At 66.6% G+C, this 23,116-nt stretch carries 20 protein-coding genes; 13 read left to right on the top strand and 7 right to left on the bottom strand.

The features are described from left to right. The first annotated feature begins 54 nt into the window (after positions 1 to 54). Complete coding sequence (locus tag AC4BCK_RS10975) at positions 55 to 1,347, top strand: CapA family protein (protein WP_490565922.1); 1,293 nt, start codon at positions 55 to 57, stop codon at positions 1,345 to 1,347. Positions 1,348 to 1,398: 51 nt separating this feature from the next. On the opposite strand, the gene AC4BCK_RS10970 is transcribed toward AC4BCK_RS10975, so the two are convergent. Together AC4BCK_RS10970 and AC4BCK_RS10965 are read right to left on the bottom strand one after the other, a co-directional pair. Then, positions 1,399 to 2,076 (bottom strand): type 1 glutamine amidotransferase, encoded by a 678-nt coding sequence (locus AC4BCK_RS10970; RefSeq protein WP_246256471.1) that lies wholly within the window; start codon positions 2,074 to 2,076, stop codon positions 1,399 to 1,401. A gap of 80 nt (positions 2,077 to 2,156) precedes the next feature. Beyond that, positions 2,157 to 3,449: a Mur ligase family protein gene (locus AC4BCK_RS10965; RefSeq protein ID WP_174181120.1), complete on the bottom strand. Its 1,293-nt coding sequence runs from the start codon at positions 3,447 to 3,449 to the stop codon at positions 2,157 to 2,159. 89 nt (positions 3,450 to 3,538) lie between these two features. Between AC4BCK_RS10965 and pdxT the strand changes: the two genes are divergently transcribed. From pdxT to AC4BCK_RS10920, 9 genes are all read left to right on the top strand, one after another. After that, positions 3,539 to 4,249, top strand: coding sequence for a pyridoxal 5'-phosphate synthase glutaminase subunit PdxT (gene pdxT / locus AC4BCK_RS10960; protein ID WP_174181118.1), 711 nt, complete (start codon positions 3,539 to 3,541; stop codon positions 4,247 to 4,249). Between the two features lie 3 nt (positions 4,250 to 4,252). Continuing rightward, positions 4,253 to 5,008: a YebC/PmpR family DNA-binding transcriptional regulator gene (locus tag AC4BCK_RS10955; protein WP_104185953.1), complete on the top strand. Its 756-nt coding sequence runs from the start codon at positions 4,253 to 4,255 to the stop codon at positions 5,006 to 5,008. A gap of 31 nt (positions 5,009 to 5,039) precedes the next feature. Beyond that, the gene (gene ruvC, locus AC4BCK_RS10950) at positions 5,040 to 5,618 is read left to right on the top strand and encodes a crossover junction endodeoxyribonuclease RuvC (protein ID WP_174181116.1); all 579 of its coding nucleotides are present in this window, start codon (positions 5,040 to 5,042) and stop codon (positions 5,616 to 5,618) included. Between the two features lie 90 nt (positions 5,619 to 5,708). Then, positions 5,709 to 6,353 carry a Holliday junction branch migration protein RuvA gene (gene ruvA / locus AC4BCK_RS10945; protein WP_174181114.1) on the top strand — a complete coding sequence of 215 codons (645 nt, stop codon included), beginning with the start codon at positions 5,709 to 5,711 and terminating at the stop codon, positions 6,351 to 6,353. Then, complete coding sequence (gene ruvB, locus AC4BCK_RS10940; protein WP_363959428.1) at positions 6,346 to 7,401, top strand: Holliday junction branch migration DNA helicase RuvB; 1,056 nt, start codon at positions 6,346 to 6,348, stop codon at positions 7,399 to 7,401. Before ruvA ends, ruvB begins: the two co-directional genes overlap by 8 nt. 288 nt (positions 7,402 to 7,689) lie before the next feature. Then, entirely contained in the window at positions 7,690 to 8,082 is a 393-nt protein-coding gene (yajC, locus tag AC4BCK_RS10935) for a preprotein translocase subunit YajC (RefSeq protein WP_174181192.1), read from the top strand. A 100-nt stretch (positions 8,083 to 8,182) separates the two neighbouring features. After that, a complete protein-coding gene (secD, locus tag AC4BCK_RS10930; protein WP_174181110.1) occupies positions 8,183 to 9,940 on the top strand; it encodes a protein translocase subunit SecD in 1,758 nt (585 codons plus the stop codon). Continuing rightward, positions 9,940 to 10,968 carry a protein translocase subunit SecF gene (gene secF / locus AC4BCK_RS10925; protein ID WP_174181108.1) on the top strand — a complete coding sequence of 343 codons (1,029 nt, stop codon included), beginning with the start codon at positions 9,940 to 9,942 and terminating at the stop codon, positions 10,966 to 10,968. The genes secD and secF overlap by 1 nt, the downstream gene beginning before the upstream one ends. Before the next feature lie 135 nt (positions 10,969 to 11,103). Then, entirely contained in the window at positions 11,104 to 13,497 is a 2,394-nt protein-coding gene (locus AC4BCK_RS10920) for a RelA/SpoT family protein (protein WP_174181106.1), read from the top strand. Here the strand turns inward: AC4BCK_RS10920 and AC4BCK_RS10915 are convergent. From AC4BCK_RS10915 to AC4BCK_RS10905, 3 genes are all read right to left on the bottom strand, one after another. Beyond that, positions 13,378 to 14,106, bottom strand: a complete 729-nt coding sequence (locus AC4BCK_RS10915; RefSeq protein WP_251425558.1) for a type IV toxin-antitoxin system AbiEi family antitoxin — start codon at positions 14,104 to 14,106, stop codon at positions 13,378 to 13,380. The genes AC4BCK_RS10920 and AC4BCK_RS10915 overlap by 120 nt on opposite strands. A 120-nt stretch (positions 14,107 to 14,226) precedes the next feature. Beyond that, positions 14,227 to 15,837, bottom strand: a complete 1,611-nt coding sequence (locus tag AC4BCK_RS10910; RefSeq protein WP_490565921.1) for a DUF349 domain-containing protein — start codon at positions 15,835 to 15,837, stop codon at positions 14,227 to 14,229. Between the two features lie 67 nt (positions 15,838 to 15,904). Further along, entirely contained in the window at positions 15,905 to 16,723 is an 819-nt protein-coding gene (locus tag AC4BCK_RS10905) for a peptidylprolyl isomerase (protein WP_251425562.1), read from the bottom strand. Between the two features lie 234 nt (positions 16,724 to 16,957). Between AC4BCK_RS10905 and hisS the strand changes: the two genes are divergently transcribed. Further along, on the top strand, positions 16,958 to 18,322 hold the full coding sequence (gene hisS / locus AC4BCK_RS10900; protein ID WP_490565920.1) for a histidine--tRNA ligase: 1,365 nt from the start codon (positions 16,958 to 16,960) through the stop codon (positions 18,320 to 18,322). Positions 18,323 to 18,451: 129 nt separating this feature from the next. Here hisS and AC4BCK_RS10895 read toward each other — a convergent pair whose 3' ends face one another. Beyond that, positions 18,452 to 19,696, bottom strand: coding sequence for an APC family permease (locus AC4BCK_RS10895; RefSeq protein ID WP_490565919.1), 1,245 nt, complete (start codon positions 19,694 to 19,696; stop codon positions 18,452 to 18,454). A 109-nt stretch (positions 19,697 to 19,805) separates the two neighbouring features. Between AC4BCK_RS10895 and aspS the strand changes: the two genes are divergently transcribed. Both aspS and AC4BCK_RS10885 read left to right on the top strand, forming a co-directional pair. Continuing rightward, the gene (aspS, locus tag AC4BCK_RS10890) at positions 19,806 to 21,587 is read left to right on the top strand and encodes an aspartate--tRNA ligase (protein ID WP_363959421.1); all 1,782 of its coding nucleotides are present in this window, start codon (positions 19,806 to 19,808) and stop codon (positions 21,585 to 21,587) included. A gap of 119 nt (positions 21,588 to 21,706) precedes the next feature. Beyond that, positions 21,707 to 22,441, top strand: coding sequence for a GNAT family N-acetyltransferase (locus tag AC4BCK_RS10885; RefSeq protein ID WP_490566907.1), 735 nt, complete (start codon positions 21,707 to 21,709; stop codon positions 22,439 to 22,441). On the opposite strand, the gene AC4BCK_RS10880 is transcribed toward AC4BCK_RS10885, so the two are convergent. Then, positions 22,442 to 23,110: an acVLRF1 family peptidyl-tRNA hydrolase gene (locus tag AC4BCK_RS10880; RefSeq protein WP_490565918.1), complete on the bottom strand. Its 669-nt coding sequence runs from the start codon at positions 23,108 to 23,110 to the stop codon at positions 22,442 to 22,444. It abuts the gene before it with no gap. Between the last annotated feature and the right edge of the window lie 6 nt (positions 23,111 to 23,116).

Below are 23,116 nucleotides of genomic sequence, written 5' to 3'. Positions count from 1 at the left end.
AGGCCACGCTTCTCAATGTGAGCCACGCCATGGTCCCCTCCCTAGAATGCTTCTATGGGGAACACAACCGGCAGGGGGCCGGTGCACTTTCGCCGCGTCATCACTGGCCTTGCACTGGCAGCCGCGATGCTCATGACTGCAGCGCTTGGAGGCTGCGGCCTGGCCGCCGAACAGGCCGGGCCCGCGGCTCCGGCAGGAGGGCCCGGTTCGGTTGGCGCCGGTCCCGGCAACCAGGACAGCGCCAGCCCCGCTCCCGCCGCCCCGTCAACTCCGGCACCGACTCCCACGCCCGGCGAAGGGCCGGCCTGCCCGGTGCTCCGATGCACGTCCGTACTGGTGACCGGCGACATGCTTGTCCACGCAGAGCTGTGGCAGCAGGCGCAGCAGGACGCCGCGGCGTCCGGCAAGCCCGGACTGGACTTCGTGCCGCTGCTGGAGGGGCAGCGGCGGTACATCCGGAACAGCGACCTGGCCATCTGCCATCTGGAAACGCCGGTGGCCGGCCCGGAAGGCCCGTTCTCGGCCTATCCCTCGTTCAACGTCCCGCCGCAGATCATCGCAGCAACAAAAGAGGTGGGGTACGGGGCCTGCACAACGGCCAGCAACCACACCATCGACCGCGGGACGGATGGGCTCCTGCGAACCCTGGACCAGCTGGACGCCGCCGGCCTGAAACACACGGGTTCGTACCGGACTGAAAGGGAGTCGCAGGGGATCCTGGTCATGCAGACCGCCGCCGCGAAGATCGCGGTGATCCAGGCCACCTATGGGCTGAACGGACTGCTTCCCGAGTATCCGTGGCAAGTAGACATGCTGGATGCGCCTGCCATGATCGCCAAGGCGGAGAAGGCCAGGGCGCTGGGGGCGGACATCGTGCTGGCGGCCATGCACGCAGGCGACGAATACGCCAGCGAACCCAACGCCCGGCAGCAGGAGGTGGCGCACGCCCTGGTGGACAGCGGCCAGTTCAACCTGGTCTACGGCCACCACACGCATTCCGTGCTCCCCATTGAGAACTGCAAGGGCACGTGGATCGCCTACGGCCTGGGCAACGGTGTCACCGAGCTCTCGCCCTGGTACGTGGTCAACAACGAGGGCCTGCTGGTGCGGGTGCAGTTCGGCCAGGACGCCTCCGGCAGGTGGAGCGCAACGGACCTGGCCTGGGCCCCCTCCGTTATTGTCCGGGATCCCTACCGCTGGTGTTCGGTGGCGTCGGACGCGCCGCAGGGGCCCTGCGCCGGGCCGGAAGCCGACGCCGCCACCTGGCAACGAACCGCGGGCGTGGTGGAGTCTATGGGCGCAGCGGCGGGCGGCGCGCACGAACTCCTGGTCACCCGCGAACCGTGACCTGCCGGCGGGGGCATGTGCCCCGCCCGGGAACCCTGCTTGCCGGTGTGGTCAGCGCGGTCGGCGTGCGGCGTGTTCGCGTGCGAGTTCCGCGTAGCTGTCGTCGGGGTGGCCGGGAACAAAGCTGCCGTACTTGCGCTCAGCTGCCGTGCGGATCAGGAAGTCCGCGATGGCCGGGTTCTTGGGCAGGAGCGAGCCGTGCAAGTAGCTGGCCACGATGTTGCGGTAGCGGGCACCCTCGTGGCCGTCACTGCTGTTGTTGCCCATACCCTTCGGAGTGGAGCCCAAAGGCCGCACGCCGCTGCCCAGGGTTGTCTGCCCGCTGTGGTTCTCGTAGCCGAGCACTTCCCCGAACTCCGGTGTGGCAACCTTGACGTTGCCAATCAGCCTCTCCTCGGTGCCGTGCGTCTCGACGTCGAGGATGCCGATACCCGGGATGACGGCGCCGGTGCGGGTCTTGAAGAAATGCCCGAAGAGCTGGTACAGCCCGCAGATGACGAGCATCGGCGCGCCGTCCTCGGCAAGGTCCTTGAGTACCCCGGCCCGGGCCTGGAGGTCGTCCTGGATGACCAGCTGGCCGCTGTCCTGGCCGCCGCCGCCCACAATGATGTCCACATCGTCCGGGAACGGATCACCCACGTTGTACTCGAGCAGCTCCGGGGTGTAGCCATGCCAGCGGATGCGCTGCTGCAGGACCAGGGCGTTGCCCCAGTCGCCGTAGATGTTCATGTCGCGGGGGTACAGCTGCACCACCCGCAGGGTGCCCTTGCACGCGGAGTTTTCCGTTGCGGAATCCGTGCCTGCCTGGCTCAAGAGACAACCTCCACGGTGGTGATTTTGGACAGTTCGCGGCGGATCGCCAGCATGGCCGTGTACGTGCAGAAGATACGCTTGGGCTTTCCCTGGGCCTCCCTGATGAAGGCCGCAAGCGCCGGCGTGATGTCCGGCTCCACATTGCCGATAGGCACGTCGTCATACTGCAGCCGCAGTGCCATGTCGTAGGCCCGTGAGCCGGTGAGCTGGTCCACTCCGCCTTCCCGCAGGGACTCAAATTCCACGTCCCACAGCCAGGACATGTCCCGGCCGTCCGCGTAGTTGTCGTTGATGGCGATCATGGTGGCGTAGCCGCCCGCGGGGAACGACTTCAGGCCGAGCCGGAAGCCGCTGGGATTCTTGACCAAAACCAGGTCCAGGGGCTGGCCGTCAACGGTGAGGCTTTCCCCTCGTCCGAATGCGGGAGCCACACGGGACAGCGCCTCGAGGAGGGCGTCGTGGTTGGCCGTGGCGGCGCCGCTGCCGCAGATGCTGCGCGCCAGCGTCAGCGCCGCGGCCGCATTGAAAATGTTGTAGACACCCCGCAGCTTCATGCCCGTGGTGACCGTGGCGCCGTCGTACTCAAACTCAGCGGTGTCCGCGCCAACCTTGCGGAGTACGACGTCGGCGGCAGGCTTCTCCGGCAGTCCCGCCGGAGCGGGACTTCCTGGAGCGGTCCGCATGTCGTCGTCGTTGGGGAAAGTGCTCAGGAGCGAATCGTCCAGGCCAAAGTATTTGACGTCCTGTCCGGTGAGCGATTCGGCAATCCGGGCAACCCTGGGGTCTTCGCGGTTCAGCACCACCGTTCCGGTGGTTTTCGCCGCGATGTGCTGGAGGAGCTGGGCTGTCTTGTCGATTTCGCCGAAACGGTCCAGCTGGTCGCGGAGGACGTTCAGCAGGAGGCAGTAGCGCGGGGGAACGCTGTTGACGAAGTGCACGGCGTGGGCCTCGTCCAGTTCAAGCACCGCGACGTCCGCATCCAGCCGGCCGCGCCAGTCCACCTCGCCGAGCAGGGCGGCAGCCACGCCGCGGGTGAAGTTGCTCCCAGTGCGGTTGGTAAAGACCTTCAAGCCCTGGCTTTCCAGCAGTTCCACCACCATTTTGGTGGTGGTGGTTTTGCCGTTGGTGCCGCTGACCACCGCGACGCCGTGAGGGAGGGTGCTGAGTGTCCGCCGCATAAAGCCCGGGTCGATTTTTTCAACCACCAGACCGGGCAGGGCGGAGCCGCCACCCCGAAGCCGGGATACCCGGCGGACCAGTTTGCCGAGCGGAACACTGAAGTAGAGCATGTTTTGAATATATCCCAGCAACGGCATGCAACTGCCGCGGACACCGCCACTGCCGGAGCCCGCGGAGGGCGAACCCGTATGCTGGATGGATGACAAATTCCCTTTCGGCTGCTTCCGCGCGCCCGGGTTCAGGCCTTCGGATCGGCGTGCTGGCGCTCCAGGGCGATTTCCGCGAGCACCTGCGGGCCATCGAAGCCGCCGGTGCCGAGGCCGTGGGCATCCGCCGGCCCAAGGAACTCGACGGCCTGGACGGGCTCATCATCCCCGGCGGGGAATCCACCGCCATCGACAAACTTGCACGGGCCTTTGAACTGGCCGGACCGCTGCGGGAGCGCATCGCCGAGGGCCTGCCGGTCTACGGCTCATGCGCAGGGATGATCCTGCTTGCCAACGACATCGCCGATCCCGCGACGGACCTCTCCGGGGCTCCGCAGCAGACCTTCGGGGGACTGGATATCACCGTCCGCCGCAACGCCTTCGGCCGGCAGCGCGAGTCCTTTGAAACAGACCTTGACTTCAAGGGACTGGACTTCAGCGCCACCGCCTCCGGTGTTGCACCTGTCCACGCCGTCTTCATCCGCGGGCCGTGGGTGGAACGCGTTGGTCCCGGCGTCGAAGTCCTCGCCCAGGTTGAGCCCGCCGACCCGGAGCACGCGTCCCACGCCGCACCGCTGCCGGGGACGGCTAGAATTGTTGCAGTGCGTTCCGGCCACCTGCTGGCCACCTCCTTCCACCCGGAAGTGACTGGGGAGAAACGCGTACACGAACTTTTTATCCGCATGATCAGAGGAGAAGCGTAAAGCATGTCAGGCCACTCCAAATGGGCAACGACCAAGCACAAGAAGGCCATCCTCGACAGCCGCCGCGCCAAGTCGTTTGCCAAGCTGATCAAGAACATCGAAGTTGCTGCGCGCATGGGCGGACCGGACCTGCAGGGCAACCCGGGCCTGGAGCTCGCCGTCACCAAGGCCAAGAAGACCTCCGTCCCGGCAGACAACATCGACCGTGCCATCAAGCGCGGCGCCGGGCTCACCGGTGAAGTGGTCGACTACACCGAGATCATGTACGAATGCCGCGGCCCGCAGGGTTCAGCGCTGCTCATCGAGTGCCTTACGGACAACAAGAACCGCGCTGCCTCGGAGGTGCGCCTTGCCATTTCCCGCAACGGCGGCACCATCGCCGATCCCGGTTCGGTGAGCTACCTGTTCAGCCGCAAGGGTGTGGTGACCCTGCCCAAGAAGGACCTGACCGAGGACGACGTCCTGATGGCTGTCCTGGACGCCGGTGCCGAGGAAGTCAAGGACAACGGCGACACCTTTGAGATCCACTCGGACCCCAAGGACCTCCAGGCCGTCCGTGACGCCCTGAAGGACGCAGGCATCGAGTACGACACCGACGAGGCGGAATTCGTTCCGTCCATGGAAGTGCCGCTGGACCTGGAAGCCGCAAAGAAGTTTATGAAGCTCGTTGACGCCCTTGAGGACCTCGACGACGTCCAGAACGTCTACAGCAACGCCGACCTCAGCGACGACGTCCAGGCCGCCCTGGACTCTGAGTGACGCTCCGCCTGCCTGCCGGGCGCTTGCACCTGTGACGCTGCGCGTCCTGGGCGTGGATCCCGGACTGACACGTTGCGGGATCGGCGTTGTCGACGTCGAGCGGAACAGGCAGGCCACCATGGTTGCCTATGGTGTGGTGGGAACGTCGCCCGAGGACAGCCTGGACCAGCGGCTCCTGGTGATCGCCCTCGCCATCGACGAATGGCTTGACCGCCACGAGCCGCACGTCCTCGCGGTCGAGCGGGTCTTTTCCCAGCTCAACGTCAGTACCGTGATGGGCGTGGCCCAGGCATCCGGGGTGGTAATCGCCGCAGCGGCCCGGCGGGGGATCCCGGTGGCGCTGCACACGCCGTCGGAAGTCAAGGCCGCAGTCACCGGCAGCGGGTCCTCGAACAAGGACGCGGTGACTAAGCTCGTCACCAAGATCCTGCGACTGGATGCACCGCCGCGGCCTGCGGACGCCGCAGACGCCCTGGCGCTGGCCATTACCCACGCCTGGCGGGCCGGGAGCGGGGCGGCCGTCGCCACTACCGGCCCTGGCAGCTCTTCCCTGACCCCGGCCCAGCGGGCATGGGCGGAAGCCGAAGCAAAGGCGCGCCGCGCCCGGTGAATGTCCTGCCGGCTTGCTAGGGTATTCGTAGATATGTTCGGATAGCCGGTCCTGCTCCCTGGAGCCCGGCAAGACACCAGGAGCCAGGCCTTGATCAGTTTCCTTCGCGGAACGGTAGCGCATGTGGGTCTTTCCACTGCCGTGATTGACCTTAACGGGGCGGGCATGAGCGTCAACGCCACGCCCCAGACCCTCAGCAGGCTGCGCACCGGCGAGGAAGGCCAGCTTTTCACGTCCCTGATCGTCCGGGAGGATTCGCTCACGCTCTTTGGCTTCGCGTCCGACGACGAACGGGAGGTTTTCGATGTCCTCCTCAGTGTGAGCGGGGTAGGGCCGCGCCTGGCGCTGGCAGTCCTGGCGGTCCACGAACCGGAGGCGATCCGCGTGGCCGCGCACACCGGGGACAGCAAGACGTTCACCAAAGTTCCCGGCATCGGTCCCAAAGTCGCAGGGCGGATCGTGCTGGAGTTGGCAGGAAAGCTGGTTCCGCACGGCACGGCGGGCACGGCCGCGGCGTCCACTCCGGCCGAGGCCGCCTGGAAACCGCAGGTGGTGGCCGCCATGACGAGCCTCGGCTGGTCCGAAAAGGACGCTTCCTCCAGCATCGACAAAGCACTGGCAGATGATCCCGAGGTCTCGTTCCGCGGCAATGTGCCGGAGATCCTGCGGACCACGCTCCGGTGGCTGGGGCAGGACGGAGCCCGGGCCGGCAACCGCGTAGGCAGCCGTGGCTGAACAGTCACTGGTGGCCGCGGGGGAGGAGCCTGAGGAACGGGCCATCGAGGCGGCCCTCCGGCCCAAGAACCTGGACGACTTCGTCGGCCAGCACCGGGTGCGGAAACAGCTGTCCCTGGTGCTCCAGGCTTCCCGGATGCGCGGGCGCAGCGCGGACCACGTACTCTTCTCCGGCCCGCCGGGTCTGGGCAAGACAACCCTCGCCATGATCGTTGCGTCCGAAATGAACGCGCCCCTGCGGATCAGCAGCGGCCCTGCCATCCAGCACGCGGGGGACCTCGCTGCCATCCTTTCCTCCCTTTCCGAGGGCGAAGTCCTGTTCCTTGACGAAATCCACCGGATGTCCAGGCCGGCCGAAGAGATGCTGTACATGGCCATGGAGGATTTCCGGGTGGACATCGTGGTGGGCAAGGGCGCAGGTGCCACCGCAATCCCGCTCGAGCTGCCGCCTTTCACCCTGGTGGGCGCCACCACCCGCGCGGGCCTGCTGCCGGGACCCCTCCGGGACAGGTTCGGGTTTACCGGCCACCTCGAGTTCTACTCCGTGCCGGAGCTGGAACTTGTGCTGCGCCGCTCCGCCGGCCTGCTGGACCTCAAGGTCAACTCGGCAGGGTTCTCCGAAATCGCGGGGCGCTCCCGCGGCACTCCCCGTATTGCCAACCGGCTGCTGCGGCGTGTCCGGGACTGGGCCCTGGTTCATGGAATCGACCAGATCGACGCCCGGGCGGCGTCCGCCGCGCTGGACATGTATGAGGTGGACAAGAAAGGCCTGGACCGCCTTGACCGCGCAGTCCTCGAAGCCCTGATCACCAAGTTCGGCGGCGGGCCGGTGGGGCTCTCCACGCTCGCCATCGCCGTCGGTGAGGAGACCGAAACCGTGGAAACCGTGGCGGAGCCGTTCCTGGTCAGGGAGGGACTGCTGGGCCGCACCCCGCGTGGCCGGATTGCCATGGCTCCGGCCTGGACCCACCTCGGCTATGCCATTCCGTCGGGTGTCTTTGCCCAGGAGCAACTGGACCTGTTTGAACCGGCTGAAGAGGACGCCTGAGCCCGGGCTGACTGGCCCCTAAAGCCAATAGCAGGCTCCGTTCAGCTTTTCCCTTTAGACTGGTATGACGCTCGGCACGTTCGGGTCTTTGTTCCCGCGGGCAGCACCACCGGCAGCCCGCGGATGGATGGCAAGCAGCTTCGCCAGGCCACTCGTTCAAAGCGGACGGCGCTGTCAACCGGCTCAATGCAAGTACAGCTCAATGCACGTACAGAATGGAACTTCCCCGTGTTCGGACACATCACTGCCCAGACCACCACTACCCAGCCCGGCGGCGGCATCGACATCATGTCGATCCTGCTGTTCGTGATGCTCGGCATCTTCATCTTCATGATGTTCCGCCGCAACAAGAAGACCCAGCAGCAGCAGGCAACGCTTCAGTCGCAGTTCGCCCCCGGCGTTGAGGTCATGACCAGCTTTGGCCTGTTCGGCCGCATCGTCGACATCGACGACGAGGAAAACAAGGTCACCCTGGAACTCTCCCCGGGCAACCTGGCCACCGTGCACCGCCAGGCTGTCACCAAGATCATCGAACCCGCAGCAGGGGTACCCGCTGCGACTGAGGTGCCGGATGATGCCTCTTCCCTGACGGCCGCGGACAACGGTAACACCCCCGCTGCAGCCGAGACCCCGGACGAAACCCTGAAGCGCCTCAATGACGAGGGCAAGAAGGACAACTAGTCCCCGCTGCTTCCACAACACCTCTACCGCTGCGGACCACCGCCGGTGCAAGCGTCAGCAGGCACCGGCGGTTCCTCCGTGAATAAGAGAAAGATCGACAATGGCACGAACTGGCCCCAAGAAACCAGGCCTCAGGGTCCTGGTCTGGCTCGGTGTACTCCTCGCCACACTCACTGCCGTCCTGGCCGGCGGCACCCTTGCCGGGCAGGCAAGCTGGGCGCCCAAGCTGGCGCTCGACCTCGAAGGCGGCACCCAGATGATCCTGGCGCCGAAGGTCGAGGGCGGTTCGGACATCAACGAGGAACAGCTGAACCAGGCCGTGGCGATCATCCGCCAGCGCGTTGACGGTTCGGGTGTTGCCGAAGCAGAGATCAGCACCCAGTCCGGTCGCAATGTGGTGGTCAGCCTTCCCGGCACCCCCTCCAGCCAGACGCGCGACCTGATCCAGGCCTCCGCCGACATGAACTTCCGGCCGGTGCTGCTCGCCGGTGCCGGCGCTCCCGTCCCGGAAGAGCAGCGGGCGCCTGAAGACCAGCTGCCCAAGCCGACGGCGGAACCCGCCAACAGCAGCGACATCAACTGGATCACACCGGAGATCTACCGCGAGTTTGAGACCCTGGACTGCGACAACCCGGCCCAGGACAAGCGGGAACGCTCCGATCCGGCCAAGCCGCTGGTGACCTGCGAGCCCGCTTCCGACACGAACCCTGCGATCAAGTACATCCTTGGTCCCGTGGAGGTGAAGGGCAGCAACATCGTCACGTCCTCCTTCCAGCTCCAGCAGGGCGCACAGGGTGCCGTTACCAATGACTGGGCAGTCAACATCCAGTTCGACGATGAAGGCACGGCAAGGTTCAAAGAGGTCACCGAACGCCTGAACCAGTTCTACGTTGCCGCCGGCGGCGACGCGGGCAACGATCCGAAGGCCCAGTTCGCCATTGTGCTGGATGACCAGGTCATCTCCGCGCCCCGCTCCCTCGCCGTCATCACCGACGGCCGCCCGCAGATCACCGGCGGGTTCACCGAGCAAAGCGCCAAGGCCCTGTCCGACCAGCTCCGCTTCGGTGCCCTGCCCATCAGCTTCGAGATCCAGAGCGAGCAGCAGATTTCGGCCACCCTCGGCGGTGAACAGCTGCGCATGGGCCTCCTGGCGGGCATCATCGGCCTCCTGCTGGTGGTGGTGTACTCGCTGTTCCAGTACCGGGCGCTCGGTTTCGTGACCATCGCGTCACTGGTGGTCGCCGGCATCCTGACGTACCTCGCCATCGCCATCCTGGGCTGGACGGAAAACTACCGGTTGTCCCTGGCCGGCGTGGCGGGCCTCATCGTGGCAATCGGCCAGACAGCGGACTCCTTTATCGTCTACTTCGAGCGGATCCGGGACGAGCTCCGTGAGGGCCGCGGCCTGGTCTCCGCCGTCGAAAACGGCTGGAAGCGGGCCAAGCGCACCGTGCTGGCGTCCAAGGCCGTCAACCTGCTTGCCGCGCTGGTTCTCTATTTTGTGGCCGTGGGCAACGTCCGCGGATTTGCGTTCACGCTGGGCCTGACCGCCATTGCCGACCTCATTGTGGTGTTCATGTTCACGCACCCGACGCTGCAGATGCTGGCGCGCACCCGGTTCTTCGGTGAGGGCCACCGGCTGTCCGGCCTTGATCCGAAGCGGCTCGGAGCCGTTCCGCTGTACCGCGGTGCCGGCCGCGTCCGGACCCCGGCAGACAAGCCCGCCGCGGTCCGGACCAAGAACGCCGGTGCGGCCGCCGAGGCGGAACGCAGGATGACCATCGCCGAACGCCGCCTGGCGGAGAAGCAGGAACAGCTCGCGGGTTCCTCGAAGTCCTCAGCGAAGGAGAACAAGTAATGTCAGGCTTCGCCAACTTCGGCAACGAGCTCTACACCGGAAAGCGCTCCTACAACTTTGTGGGAGCCAAGAAACTCTGGTTCATCATCGCGGCGGTGGCTGTTGTCCTGTCCATCATCATTCCGCTGGCCAAGGGCGGCTTCAACCTCGGCATCGAGTTCCGCGGCGGCTCCGAATTCACCGTCTCCAACGTGCAGACCACGGATGCGGCCCTGGGGGAGAAAGCCGTAACCGACGTGGTCCAGGGCAGCGTGCCGCGCGTGGCGAACGTTGCCGGCACCACCATGCGGATCCAGACGGACAAACTGACCGACGACGAGACGCTCCGCATCAAGGAGGGACTCACAAGCGCGTACGGCGTCACTGACAATGAGGTGACCTCGACGTTTGTTGGACCCACCTGGGGCGCCGACGTCACCAGGCAGGCCCTGATCGGCCTGGTGGTGTTCGTCCTCCTCGCCGCAGTGCTGATGGCGCTCTACTTCCGCACGTGGAAGATGTCCCTCTCTGCCATTGCGGGCATGGCGGTGACGATGTTCATCACCGCAGGCGTTTACGCCCTCAGCGACTTTGAGGTCACTCCGTCGGCAATCATCGGGTTCCTGACCGTGCTCAGCTACTCCCTTTACGACACGGTGGTGGTCTTCGACAAGATCCGCGAGAACACCGCCGACCTGGACGCGTCCACGCGCCGCACGTTCGCAGAAGAGGTCAACCTCGCCGTGAACCAGACCCTCGTCAGGTCGATCAACACCATGATGGTGGCGATCCTCCCCGTGGGAGCCATTCTGTTCATCGGCGCCGGGCTGCTGGGGGCAGGTACCCTGCGCGACCTTTCGCTGGCACTGTTTGTCGGGATCCTGATCGGCACGGCGGCCACCATCTTCGTGGCAGCCCCGCTGTATGCCTGGCTGCGCCAGAACGAGCCCGACCTCGTGAGGCAGGCGAAGCGTGTTGAGCACCGGCGCTCCGGTGCCGGCGCAGGGTCCGCTTCCGGCTCCTCAGCCGTGGAAACAGCCTCCGCATAACCCGTGCACCGACGGGCCGGCCGGCGTCAGAAGCCTGACGCCGGCCGGCCCGTCCGCGTTTAAGGCCCTGGTTATAATTCTCACCGCCGCGGGGAATAGACTGAAGTAATTAAAACGGTGGTGAGGGGTACTTCATTGGAAGAGCGTTCGGCGTCAGCGCCAGCGGCACAGGGTGACAAGGGTGCTGCCAACGGTACGCAGGCCGGGGTGGCCTCGTCCGCGCGCCCTGGCCCGCTGGTTCCGGTCGACAACTCCGGCTCCCGGCCCACCTTTCCCGGCCGCAGGGAACGCACGCGTTCCAGGCTCGCCCGGCTGACAGGGCGCAGCACGGCGACGTACTCACCCATCCTCGAGCCCCTGCTGAGGACGGTCCGGGCCAACAACCCCAAAGAGGACTTCGACCTCATCCAGCGGGCTTTCGACGTTGCGGAACAAAGCCACCGCGGGCAGAAGCGCAAGAGCGGCGATCCGTACATCACGCATCCCGTGGCCGTGGCCACCATCCTCGCTGAACTTGGACTGAGTGGAACCACCCTGGCCGCGGCTTTGCTGCACGACACGGTGGAGGACACGCCCTACACCCTCGCTGACTTGAAGCGTGATTTCGGGCCCGAAGTTGCCATGCTTGTTGACGGCGTGACCAAGCTGGACAAGGTCAGCTTCGGTGAGGCGGCACAGTCCGAGACTGTCCGCAAAATGGTTGTTGCCATGGCCAAGGACATCCGTGTCCTGATGATCAAACTCGCGGACCGGCTGCATAACGCCCGGACCTGGCGGTTCGTTTCCGCTGAATCGTCCGCCCGGAAGGCACGGGAGACGCTGGAGATCTTTGCCCCCCTGGCGCACAGGCTGGGCATGAACACCATCAAGTGGGAGCTTGAGGATCTCTCCTTCGCTGCGCTCTACCCGAAGGTCTACGAAGAGATCGTCCGGATGGTGGGGGACAGGACCCCCGAGCGGGAGAAGAGCCTGAGCGTCATCCGCGACCAGATCACCGAAGACCTCCGTACCGCCAAAATCAAGGCCACCATCACCGGCCGCCCCAAGCACTACTACTCCATCTACCAGAAGATGATCGTCCGCGATAAGGACTTTGACGACATCAACGACCTCATGGGCGTGCGTGTCCTCGTGGACTCCGTCCGTGACTGCTACGCTGCCCTCGGCACCATGCACTCGCGCTGGAACCCGCTGCCCGGCAGGTTCAAGGATTACATCGCGATGCCCAAGTTCAACATGTACCAGTCACTGCACACCACGGTGATCGGGCCCGGCGGCAAGCCGGTGGAAATCCAGATCCGGACCCATGAGATGCACCGCCGCGCCGAGTACGGCGTGGCTGCGCACTGGAAGTACAAGGACCAGCCCAACCGGACCGCGGTTGGTCCCGGAAGCCCCCGCGACGGAGACATGGGCTGGCTGCGGTCCCTGGTGGACTGGCAGCAGGAAACCTCGGATCCGGGTGAATTCCTGGACTCCCTCCGCTTCGAGATCAACGCTCGGGAAGTGTTCGTCTTCACCCCCAAGGGCGAAGTCATGGCGCTGCCCGCCGGGTCCACTCCGGTGGACTTCGCGTACGCTGTCCACACCGAGGTCGGCCACCGGACCATCGGTGCCCGGGTCAACGGAAAACTGGTACCGCTCAACAGCGAACTGAACCACGGCGACTGGGTGGAGATCTTCACCTCCAAGGCCGAGGGCGCCGGGCCCAGCCAGGACTGGCAACACTTCGTCAAGAGCGCCCGGGCACGGAACAAGATCCGCCAGTGGTTCAGCAAGGAACGCCGGGAAGAGGCGATTGACCGCGGCAAGGAACTGCTGACCCGTGCCATGCGGAAGCAGAACCTTCCGCTGCAGAGGCTGATGACCCACGAGGCCCTCGCCGCCGTGGCAGAAGAGTTCAAGTACGTTGACATTTCGGGACTCTACGCCGGAGTGGGCGACGGACATACGTCCGCCCAGTCGGTCATGGAAAAGCTGGTCGAAAGTCTTGGCGGCAATGAGAGCGCCGACGACGACATCGCCGAAGTCAGCATCCCCACCCAGGTCACCAAAGCCCGTTTCTCGGACTCGGGCGTGGTGGTGCGAGGTGTCGGCGACGTCTGGGTCAAACTGGCCCGCTGCTGCACGCCCGTCCCCCCGGATCCCATCCTCGGTTTTGTGACCAGGGGCTCGGGAGTCTCCGTGCACAGGACGGACTGCACCAACATCTCGGACCTGAAGGACCAGCCCGACCGGATCGTGGACGTGGAGTGGGCGCCAACGCAATCCAGCGTCTTCCTGGTTGAAATCCAGGTGGAGGCGCTGGACCGCAAGTCACTGCTCTCGGACGTCACCCGCGTGTTGTCCGAGAACCATGTGAACATTCTGGCAGCCAGCGTGCACACCTCCACGGACCGGGTGGCGATTTCAAAGTTTGCCTTCGAAATGGGCGACCCCAAGTACCTGAGCCACGTCCTCAGCGCTGTCCGCAGGATCGACGGCGTGTTCGACGTCTACCGGACCACGGGCAACAAGCGCCGGAGCTAGGGCGGCGAGCTTTTCCAGGGCGGCCCGTTTGTGGGGCACGCGGGGTGTCGCTTCGATGGCCAGGATGAGCAGGCGCAGGCGCACGTCCTTTTGGGGGCGCGCCAGCAAACCCTCCAGTGCGGGGATGGCCCTGCCGGCGTCCACGTGCAGGGCAATGTCCAGGGCGGTCCGCAGCGGGCTGGAGACCATCAGGCCGCCAAGGCTGACAACGTCGAACGGGCCAAGCTTCACCTCGTGCAGTGTGCAGCCACGGGTGTTCCGGAGGCTTGAAACCCTTCGTTTGGCGTCCACCAGCAGCGCTAGCCTGTCCGGCTCTGCCGCGCAACCGTAGATCCAGGCTGCTGTCATGCGGCCGGCAACCACCCTCTGCCTGACTGACGGCGGTACAGCGCCCGCCGCAGCCCGTGCACGCAGCTGCGGGGAAGCGGCGACTCCGGGCAGTGTGTAGCCGCGGTGGTGCAGCCTGGCCAGGAGTCCGTCCGCGGCGAGGGCCTGCAGTTCGGGCATGGCGAAGGGCATCTCCGGGACATAGAGCTCCGGGAAACGTTGTGTTGCCGCCTCTGCTGCGGCTGGATGGTCATTGCCCGGAGGAGCCGATGGAGTCGCCATTCGTCCATCCTGCCGCGCGGAGCCTTAACGGGGACAGGCCCGGTCCGGTTATGTGGATAACCGGGCCGGGCCTGCACCGGACGGCGGCCTGCGGAGCAGGCGGACGAGCCGGAAGGTGGCCTAGGAAAGTTCGCTGGCCGAGCGCTGGATCTGGTCGAGCCAGGCCTGGCGGGCCTCGAGGGCCTCCTGGGCCGCTTTGATCTTGCGCTGGTCACCGGTCTTCTCCGCCTTGGCAAGGTCGTCCTGAAGGCTTGCGATCGCGGATTCCAGCTGGGACAGCGCACTGTTGGTGCGCGCCTTGCGCTCCGGGTTGGAGCGCTGCCACTGCTCTTCCTCGGCGTTCCTGACCGCATCCTCAACCTTGCGCAACCCGGCTTCGATGCGGCCCATGTCGCCGCGCGGGACCTTGCCTGCTTCTTCCCAGCGGTCACGGACGGACTGCAGCGCCTTCTTGGCCGCGGCCAGGTCCTTCACGGGAAGGATGGCGTTGGCCTCCTGCAGGAGGGCTTCCTTGACGGTGAGGTTGGCAGCGTATTCCTGGTCGATCTCCTCGTTGGCGGCCTGCCGGTTCGTGAAGAACACATCCTGCGCCGCGCGGAAACGGGCCCAGAGTGCGTCGTCCTCCTTGCGGCTGGCGCGCGGTGACGCCTTCCACTGGTCCATCAGCCTGCGGTACTCGCCGGCGGCAAAACCCCAGTCGGTGGACGTGGACAGTGCTTCAGCCTCGGCGATCAGCTTTTCCTTGGCGGACTTGGCCGCGGAGTTGTTGCTGTCCAGCTGGGAGAAGTAGGCGCGGCGGTGGCGGTCGAAGACGGTCCGGGCCGCCCGGAACCTCTTCCACAGGGCGTCCTCGTTGCTGCGGCCCAGGCGCACGCCGCTCTTCTGCGCTGCCTTCCAGCTCTCGAAGAGTTCGTTCATGCGGGCGCTGGAGGTCTTCCACTGTGTCTGAGCGGGGTCCTGGCCGGAGATCTGCTCGGCTTCGGCAACAATCGCCTCGCGGGCCGCCAGTTCGGACGCACGGACGGCGTCGTGCTCGGCTTTTTCGGCCTTCTCCAGCTCGCTGATCTGCTCTGAAAGCCTGTGCAGCCGCGCCTCGGCTGCGCGCAGGTCGCCCACCATGTTCCGCTCCGCAAGCTGCTCGCGCAGGTGGGTGACGGTTTTCTGCATGTCCGTGCTGGGCGCTTTGGAGCTGACGCGCTGTTCGAGCAGCACAATCTGTGCCACGACGTCGTCATATTTGCGCGCAAAGTAGGCGAGGGCTTCGTCGTCGCTCACGCCCGGGTACTGCCCTACGGCGTGCTCGCTGCCGTCAATGGTGAGGAACACATGCCCGTCGCCTTCAACCCGGCCCCACTTCGAGGCTTCGGCCAGGGAGGTGGCAGGTGCTGCCGGAACAGCCGCTGCCGCCGGAGCGGCAGCTGCAGGCTTGGGGCGGGAAGCGAAGGCGGCCGGCGACGGAGCTGCTGACCGGGGGGAAGGAGCCGGTGAGGGTGCTGGTGCAGTTGCCGGTGCTGGGGCAGGTGCAGGATCGGAAGCCTCTTCAGCGGGAGTGTCCTCCGCGGGAGCAGAAGGATCAGCCTCGCTTGCCGCGGGTTCTTCTGCGGCTGCCCCGGCTTCAGGAGCTTCCACTGCTGGGGTGCCGGGTGCCTCAGTCCCTGCGACGTCAGCCGCGGGGGCCGCCGCTTCGGTCAGGTCTGTTGCTGTTTCGTCGGATTTCTGACTGTCTGTCACCGCTAAAAGTCTTTCGCTTGGAGGGAAATACTCACGTACTGCACCGCGGCCGTGCCGGCCGGGCTTCCTACTTCAGAGAAAACGAGTCTATCGTGACTGGTTCAACGGGCGCGCCGTCCGTGTCGCTGCTGCCCGGCGTGATTCCGGCGGCAGCCAGGTTGGCCACCACGTCCAGCCCCGATGTCACCTTGCCAACCACGGTGTAGCCGCCGGCGCTGTCCGACGGGATGACCGTGTCTTTGTAGACAATGAAGAACTGGGTGCCGTTTCCGTACGCGTTGTTACCCGTCCGGGCCACCGCGATGGTTCCGGCCGGATAGGTGCCGTCCGCGGGCGTGTTCTCCAGCGGCCCCCAGGTGTAGTCGGGGTCTCCCTGGCCGTCACCGGTGGGGGAGCCGCACTGCAGGACGCCGAAGGTCTCTCCGGTGGTCAGGCGGTGGCAGGTCTTGCCGCTGAAATAACCCTCGTCGCTGAGCGATTTGAAGACCGCGGTTGCCTGCGGGGCGTCCGTCCCGTTCAGCTGCACGCCGAGCGGGCTGCCGTTCAGGACGAGTTCGCCGGTGAAGGTCTGGCCTGCGGCGGTGTCCGCGGCGGGGATGTTGGGGCCGTTTGTTGCCTGGGCGGACGGGCTTGCGGACGGCTCGGCCGACGCGGACGGGCTGCTCAGCCCGGCCTCTGCAGCAGCGAACTCGTCCTCGGAGGGATTGCCGGAAAAGGCAGTGAGCTGGAGGACGACGGCGAGGACAACGGCGGCCGCCCCGGCACCGGCGGCGATGAGATTGTCGCGCTTGCGCCGGGCTTCCTGGTCCCGCCGCATCTCCCGCTTGGCTTCCATCTGCTGGATGCGCCGTTTCGTTTCGCGGGCACTGCGTGAACTGGCCGCCAAGGGTCCTCCTCATAGTCGGGCTGCTGCACGGCACGGCTGTGGGCCGCATGCGCAGGTGCGTGGCCGCCGGGCCTGCCGGTCCGCCGCATTGGAGATGCCGGCGGACGACGACATAAACTGACTGCCGCACATAGTTTATGCATGACCGGCTGGACTGCCGCCGTCGTACGCCCGTTTCGGGCCGGATAGCCGCGCACGTCCCTGCCGCCGTTCACCAAGAGGAGAAACTCCACCATGGCACGCACCGCCTCCCTGTCCGGATTCCCCGAGTGGCTTCCCGAGGAGCGGCTGGTGGAGCTCCATGTGCTGGATACCCTGCGCCGGGTGTTCGAGCTGCACGGATTCTCCTCCATCGAAACGCGGGCCGTGGAAACGGTCGGCCAGCTGCTGCGCAAGGGGGAAATCGACAAAGAGGTGTACGGCCTCAGCCGCCTCCAGGAGGACGAAGGCGAGGCAAAGGGCAAATCCGACCCGCACGCACTTGCCCTGCACTTCGACCTGACTGTTCCCTTTGCCCGCTACGTCGTCGAAAACGCCGGCTACCTGGCGTTCCCCTTTCGGCGCTACCAGATCCAGAAGGTGTGGCGCGGCGAACGCCCGCAGGAAGGCCGGGCCCGCGAATTCACCCAGGCGGACATCGATGTGGTGGGTGACGGCGACCTGCCGTTCCGCTACGACGTCGAGATCGCGCTGGTGATCGCCGAGGCGCTCAGCGCCCTTCCCATTCCGGACTTCCGCCTCCGCATCAACAACCGGAAGCTCGCCGAGGGCTTCTACCGCGGCATTGGCCTGGATGACACAGCCGGCGTGCTGCGGAGCATCGACAAACTCGAAAAGATCGGCCCCGCGAAAGTCGCGGAACTGTTGAAGTCTGAACTGGGCGCCACCGACGACCAGGCACAGAAAGCCCTGCAACTGGCGGGAATCCGTACCGAGGACACCTCGTTCGTGGCCCAGGTCCGGGCGCTGGGCGTCAGCAACGATCTGCTTGACGGGGGCCTCAGCGAGCTTGAACAGGTCATTGACGCGGCCGTCCAGCGTGCCCCGGGCAAGGTGGTGGCTGACCTCAGCATTGCCCGCGGCCTTGACTACTACACCGGAACTGTGGTGGAAACCGTCCTGGTTGGCCACGAACAGCTTGGTTCCATCTGCTCCGGCGGCCGGTATGACGCGCTGGCGTCGAAGGGCAACCGGAAGTTCCCGGGCGTGGGACTGTCCATCGGCGTCACCCGGCTGGTGTCCCGCATCCTGAGCCAGGACCTGGCCAGGGCTTCACGGTCGGTTCCCACTGCCGTGCTTGTGGCCCTGACGCACGATGACAGCTGGGACGCCGCGCAGGACGTCGCCGCCCAGCTGCGCAGCCGCGGCATCCCCACCGAGGTGGCCGCGAAGGCGGAAAAGTTCGGCAAGCAGATCAAGTTTGCGGACCGGCGCGGCATCCCGTTTGTCTGGTTCACGGACGACGACGGCACGCACCAGGTCAAGGACATCCGCACCGGCGAGCAGGTAGTCGCAGCCCCGGAGACCTGGACTCCGCCGGTCGAAGATCTGGCAGTGCAGGTGTCCACGGCGGCGGAGCCGGCTGCGGCAGCCGTTTAGCTGCCCGTCGGCGCCAGGTGCCGTCGTCGTGGGGCACCTGGCACAGACCCGCCGTCGATGGGTCCGCACACGGCCTGTGTGCGGACCAAAGTGCCCCGCGACGGTCCCGCTCCGGGCGGTGGGGACGTGTTAGTGCCGCAGGCGCAGGACCAGCCACCGCCCAGCCACTCCGGCTGCCAGCACGGCCACCATGGTCAGGACCGACGCCGGCGGAAGGGTGAAGGCCAGCAGCAGGCAGGCTGCGAAGCCGACGGCGTTCAGCCACTTGGGTGCGTAGCCTGGATGCGCCGCCAGGGTGTAAGCAGAGGCGTTGGCCACGGCGTAGTAGGTCAGCACGCCAAAGCTGGAGAAGCCCACGACTGTCATAACGTCCGTGGTGAGCAGAAGCAGGATGACGACGGCGGCCACCGCCAGTTCGGCAGCATAAGGCACGGTGTGCTTTCCCCCCACCTTCGCCAGGGGTGAGGGCAGGTCGCGTTCCCGTGCCATGGCCAGGGTGGTGCGGCCAACACCCGTGATCAGGGCCAGCAGGGCTCCCAGGCAGGCAGCGGCGGCGCCCACCTGCACCAGTACTGCACCGCCCTGGAACCGCGACTCCAGGACAGCGTCCAGCAGCGGCGTCCGTGTGGTGGCGAGCTGTCCGCCGGGCAGGTGGTTCAGCAGGAGCAGCGACATGGTCAGGTAGATGGCGAACGCGGCAGCCAGGGCGGCGAGGATTGCGCGCGGGATGGCCCGGGCAGGGTCTTTGACCTCCTCGCCCAGCGTGGCGATCCGGGCGTAGCCGGCAAAAGCGAAGAACATCAGCCCGGCAGCCGGCAGCACCCCGCCCGGCGACGAGCCGCCCGCGGGGCCGCCCGGGCCGGGGACGGGATGGGGCCCTACGGCTGCGGCTATAGCCACGAAGGCGAGGGTGGCCAGGACGATGCCCAGCAGGATCCGTGTGAGCAGGGCCGTCCGGGTGATGCCCAGCAGGTTGACGCCGGTGAGGACAACCACGGCGGCCACGGCCGCCGGCACTGCGTAGCCGGGCCAGGCATAGCTGCCGAACGTCAGGGCCATCGCGGCGCAGGATGCGGTCTTCCCTGTGACAAAGCCCCAGCCGGCAAGGAATCCCGGCCACTCGCCAAGCTGTTCACGGCCGTAGACGTAGGTCCCGCCGCTGGTGGGGTACTTTGCGGCGAGGGCGGCGGACGCCACCGCGTTGCAGTAGGCAACCGCCCCGGCGATGGCCACCGACAGGGCCAGTAACTGGCCAGCCAGCGCGGCCGCAGGAGCGAAGACAACGAACACCCCGGCGCCCAGCATTGAGCCGAGTCCGATGGCTGTGGCGTCAAACGTGCCGAGCCTGCGTTGAAGTTGCTGGTGTGCGCTCATGCGGTGGCAGTCCCTTTGCAGCGGGTAAACTCGAACGGGATTGTTCCCGTAACGATCCTATTTAACTTCCAGATCGACTTCCCGCCGTAACCCCGCAGAAAGGCGTGCTGTGCTGCGCACACATGACCTCGGATCCCTTCGTTCCGAGCACATTGGACAAACCGTAACCCTGGCCGGCTGGGTGGGCCGCCGCCGTGATCACGGTGGTGTGGCCTTCGTGGACCTGCGTGATGCGTCCGGTGTGGCACAGGTGGTGGTCCGCGAGGAAGAAGTCTTCCACGGGCTGCGCAACGAGTACGTCCTGCAGGTCATCGGCACCGTTTCCAAGCGGCCCGAGGGTAACGAGAACCCCGCCCTGGCCACCGGCGAGATCGAGGTCATGGCCGAAAAGGTCACCATCCTCAACACCTCCGATCCCCTTCCGTTCCAGATCGACGAGCACGTCGAGGTGGGCGAGGAAGCACGCCTGAAGCACCGCTACCTGGACCTCCGCCGCCCCGGCCCCGCCCGCAACCTGCGCCTGCGCTCCGAAGCCAACCGCGTGGCCCGGGAACTGCTGCACCAGGACGGCTTCGTTGAGGTTGAGACGCCGACGCTGACGCGGTCGACGCCTGAGGGCGCCCGTGACTTCGTTGTGCCGGCACGCCTGGCGCCGGGCTCCTGGTACGCGCTGCCGCAGTCACCCCAGCTGTTCAAGCAGCTCCTGCAGGTGGGCGGCTTCGAGAAGTACTACCAGATTGCCCGCTGCTACCGCGATGAGGATTTCCGCGCAGACCGCCAGCCGGAGTTCACCCAGCTGGACATCGAAGCGAGCTTCGTTGAGCAGGACGACATCATCGCCCTGGGCGAGAACATCGTGAAGGCACTGTGGAAGCTCATCGACGTCGAGATTCCGACGCCCATCCAGCGCATCACGTACCACGACGCCATGGCACGCTTCGGCTCGGACAAGCCCGATCTCCGTTTCGGTGTGGAGCTTACTGAGCTGACTGAATTCTTCAAGGACACCAACTTCGGTGTTTTCAAGGCCCCCTACGTCGGTGCCGTAGTGATGCCGGGCGGCGCCTCGCAGCCGCGCCGGACCCTGGATGGCTGGCAGGAGTTCGCCAAGCAGCGCGGGCACAAGGGACTGGCCTACGTCCTCTTCAAGGAAGACGGCGAACTGGCCGGCCCCGTGGCCAAGAACCTCACCGAGGCGGAACGAGCAGGACTGGCGGACGCCGTAGGGGCCAAGCCTGGCGACTGCATCTTCTTCGCCGCCGGAGACAAGTCCTCCGCGCGCGCCCTGCTGGGTGCTGCCCGTGTTGAGATCGGCCACCGCACCGGCCTGATCAACCCGGATGACTGGGCCTTCTGCTGGGTGGTGGACGCGCCGATGTTCGAACCGGCCGCCGCAGCTGTGGCTTCCGGCGACGTTGCTGTCGGCGCCGGCCAGTGGACCGCAGTGCACCACGCGTTCACGTCCCCCAAGCCCGAGTACATGGACAGCTTCGACACGGACCCCGAATCAGCGCTGGCGTACGCCTACGACATCGTCTGCAACGGCAACGAAATCGGCGGCGGCTCCATCCGTATCCACCAGAGCGACGTGCAGGAACGGGTCTTCGAGGTCATGGGCCTCTCCCACCAGGACGCGCAGGAGAAGTTCGGCTTCCTGCTTGAAGGCTTCAAATTCGGTGCGCCTCCTCACGGCGGCATCGCCTTCGGCTGGGACCGCGTGGTGGCACTGCTGTCAGGTGTGGATTCGATCCGCGACGTCATCGCCTTCCCCAAGACCGGCAACGGCTACGACCCCCTGACCGCGGCCCCGGCTCCCATTACGCCGCAGCAGCGCAAGGAAGCCGGTGTTGACTTCAAGCCTGAGGCCAGGAAGCCGGAAGAGGGCAAGTAGGCAGTATCCGTTTGACGTGAAGGCCCTCCTGGAAAGGGGGGCCTTCACGCGTGTCCGCAAAAGGAGACCCAGTGGCGCCCCACCGTGCGAGCCACCCCGCCCGCGCCTACGAAGCACTCATGGATGCCGCCTGGCCGGCACCCGACCGCCACGACCTGGGGGAGTGGGTCCTACGGGCTGCGGACGGCGTCACGCAGCGGGCCAACTCGGTGTGGCCGCGGGACCCCGCGCCCAGGCCGCAGGAGGCTTTGCTGGAGGCGGCGCGGTGGTACCGGATGCGGCGCCTTCCGCTGATCTTCCAGATGGCGGACACCCCCGCCAACTCCGGGCTGAAGCGCTTCCTGGACGCCCAGGGCTTCACGCGGCAGTCCGAAACGCTGATCCTGGCCCGGCCTGCCGGCCCCCAGGATGGGCATCCGGCGGGCGCCGGGGTGGAGATCCTTGATGAGCCCAGCGAGGAGTGGCTGCACCTTTGGTGGAGCGTGGACGGCCGGGGCGGTGGACAGGCGCGGGAGACAGCGCGCCTGATCGTGACGGGGTGCCCTGCACTGTATGCCCTCGCCAGGGACGACGACGGCGCCCCGGCCGCCGTCGGACGCCTCGCCCTGGCGGGCGCCACGGGAGGAATCTATTGCATGGCGACGTCGCCTGCGCACCGCAGGCGGGGCTACGCAGCAGCAGTGCTCCAGGCGCTTCAGTCCGAAGGGACCGCCCGCCACGTGGAAAGCTTCTGGCTGCTGGTCACAGCTGCCAACTCCGCCGCCCGGCAGCTCTACCAACAGGCGGGGTTCGAGGAGGCGGGCCGCTATCTCTACCGCCAGGAGCGGCCCCGCCGGGCGCTGACAGGCTGCTGACTAGGAAGCATCGGTGACCTGGACCCGCACGGCACACGAATCCGCGGCGGCTTTCCGCAGCACTGCTGCCTTGGGATCCGGGACGTCAAGGTAGGCCAGCCGGGGCATGGCGGCAAAGTCCTTCAGGGCAGGGTGCTGGAGGACAAGGCCGGCCAGGGCCCTGTCGCCCCCGGGAACGACGTACTCAAAAAGCCCACCGCTGAAAATGCGTGCGGCCTGTTCGGCAACTGCCTCCACCAGGGCGTCCGCCTGGTTGCTCCGCCGCCGGGCGAACCGCTGCTGCGACTGTCCGCCCGCGGCCGTCCGGGACTGCACATACGTGGACCCCACCTTCGATGCGAGGACTTGCCCCTCACTGACCACCGCCACGCCGTAGCCTCCGCGCCTGGCCAGCAGCAGGCCCAGCCTCCGCGGCTGCGACGCCAGGGAGGCAAGCCGCTCAAGCGCATCCTCGTCCCGGCCCGGCCGCCCGTCGGCCGGCCAGGGAGGCTGCAGGAGGGCTTCGGCGCCGTCCGCGGCCAGGAGGCGGAGGCCGTCGTCGTCATCCCTCAGCTGATATCCGCCATGGGCCGCGCCAAACCTGTCCGCCCATCCGGCCAGCCGGCTGCCGGGAATGAATGCCGTGCGCACGGAGGCCGGCCGGGCTCCGCCGGTGGTGCGTGCGGACATGGGGCG

This window comes from Pseudarthrobacter sp. As-47, assembly GCF_058215595.1.
The sequence above is the reverse complement of the archived record's forward strand: the minus strand, read 5'-3'. Positions and strand labels throughout refer to the sequence as shown.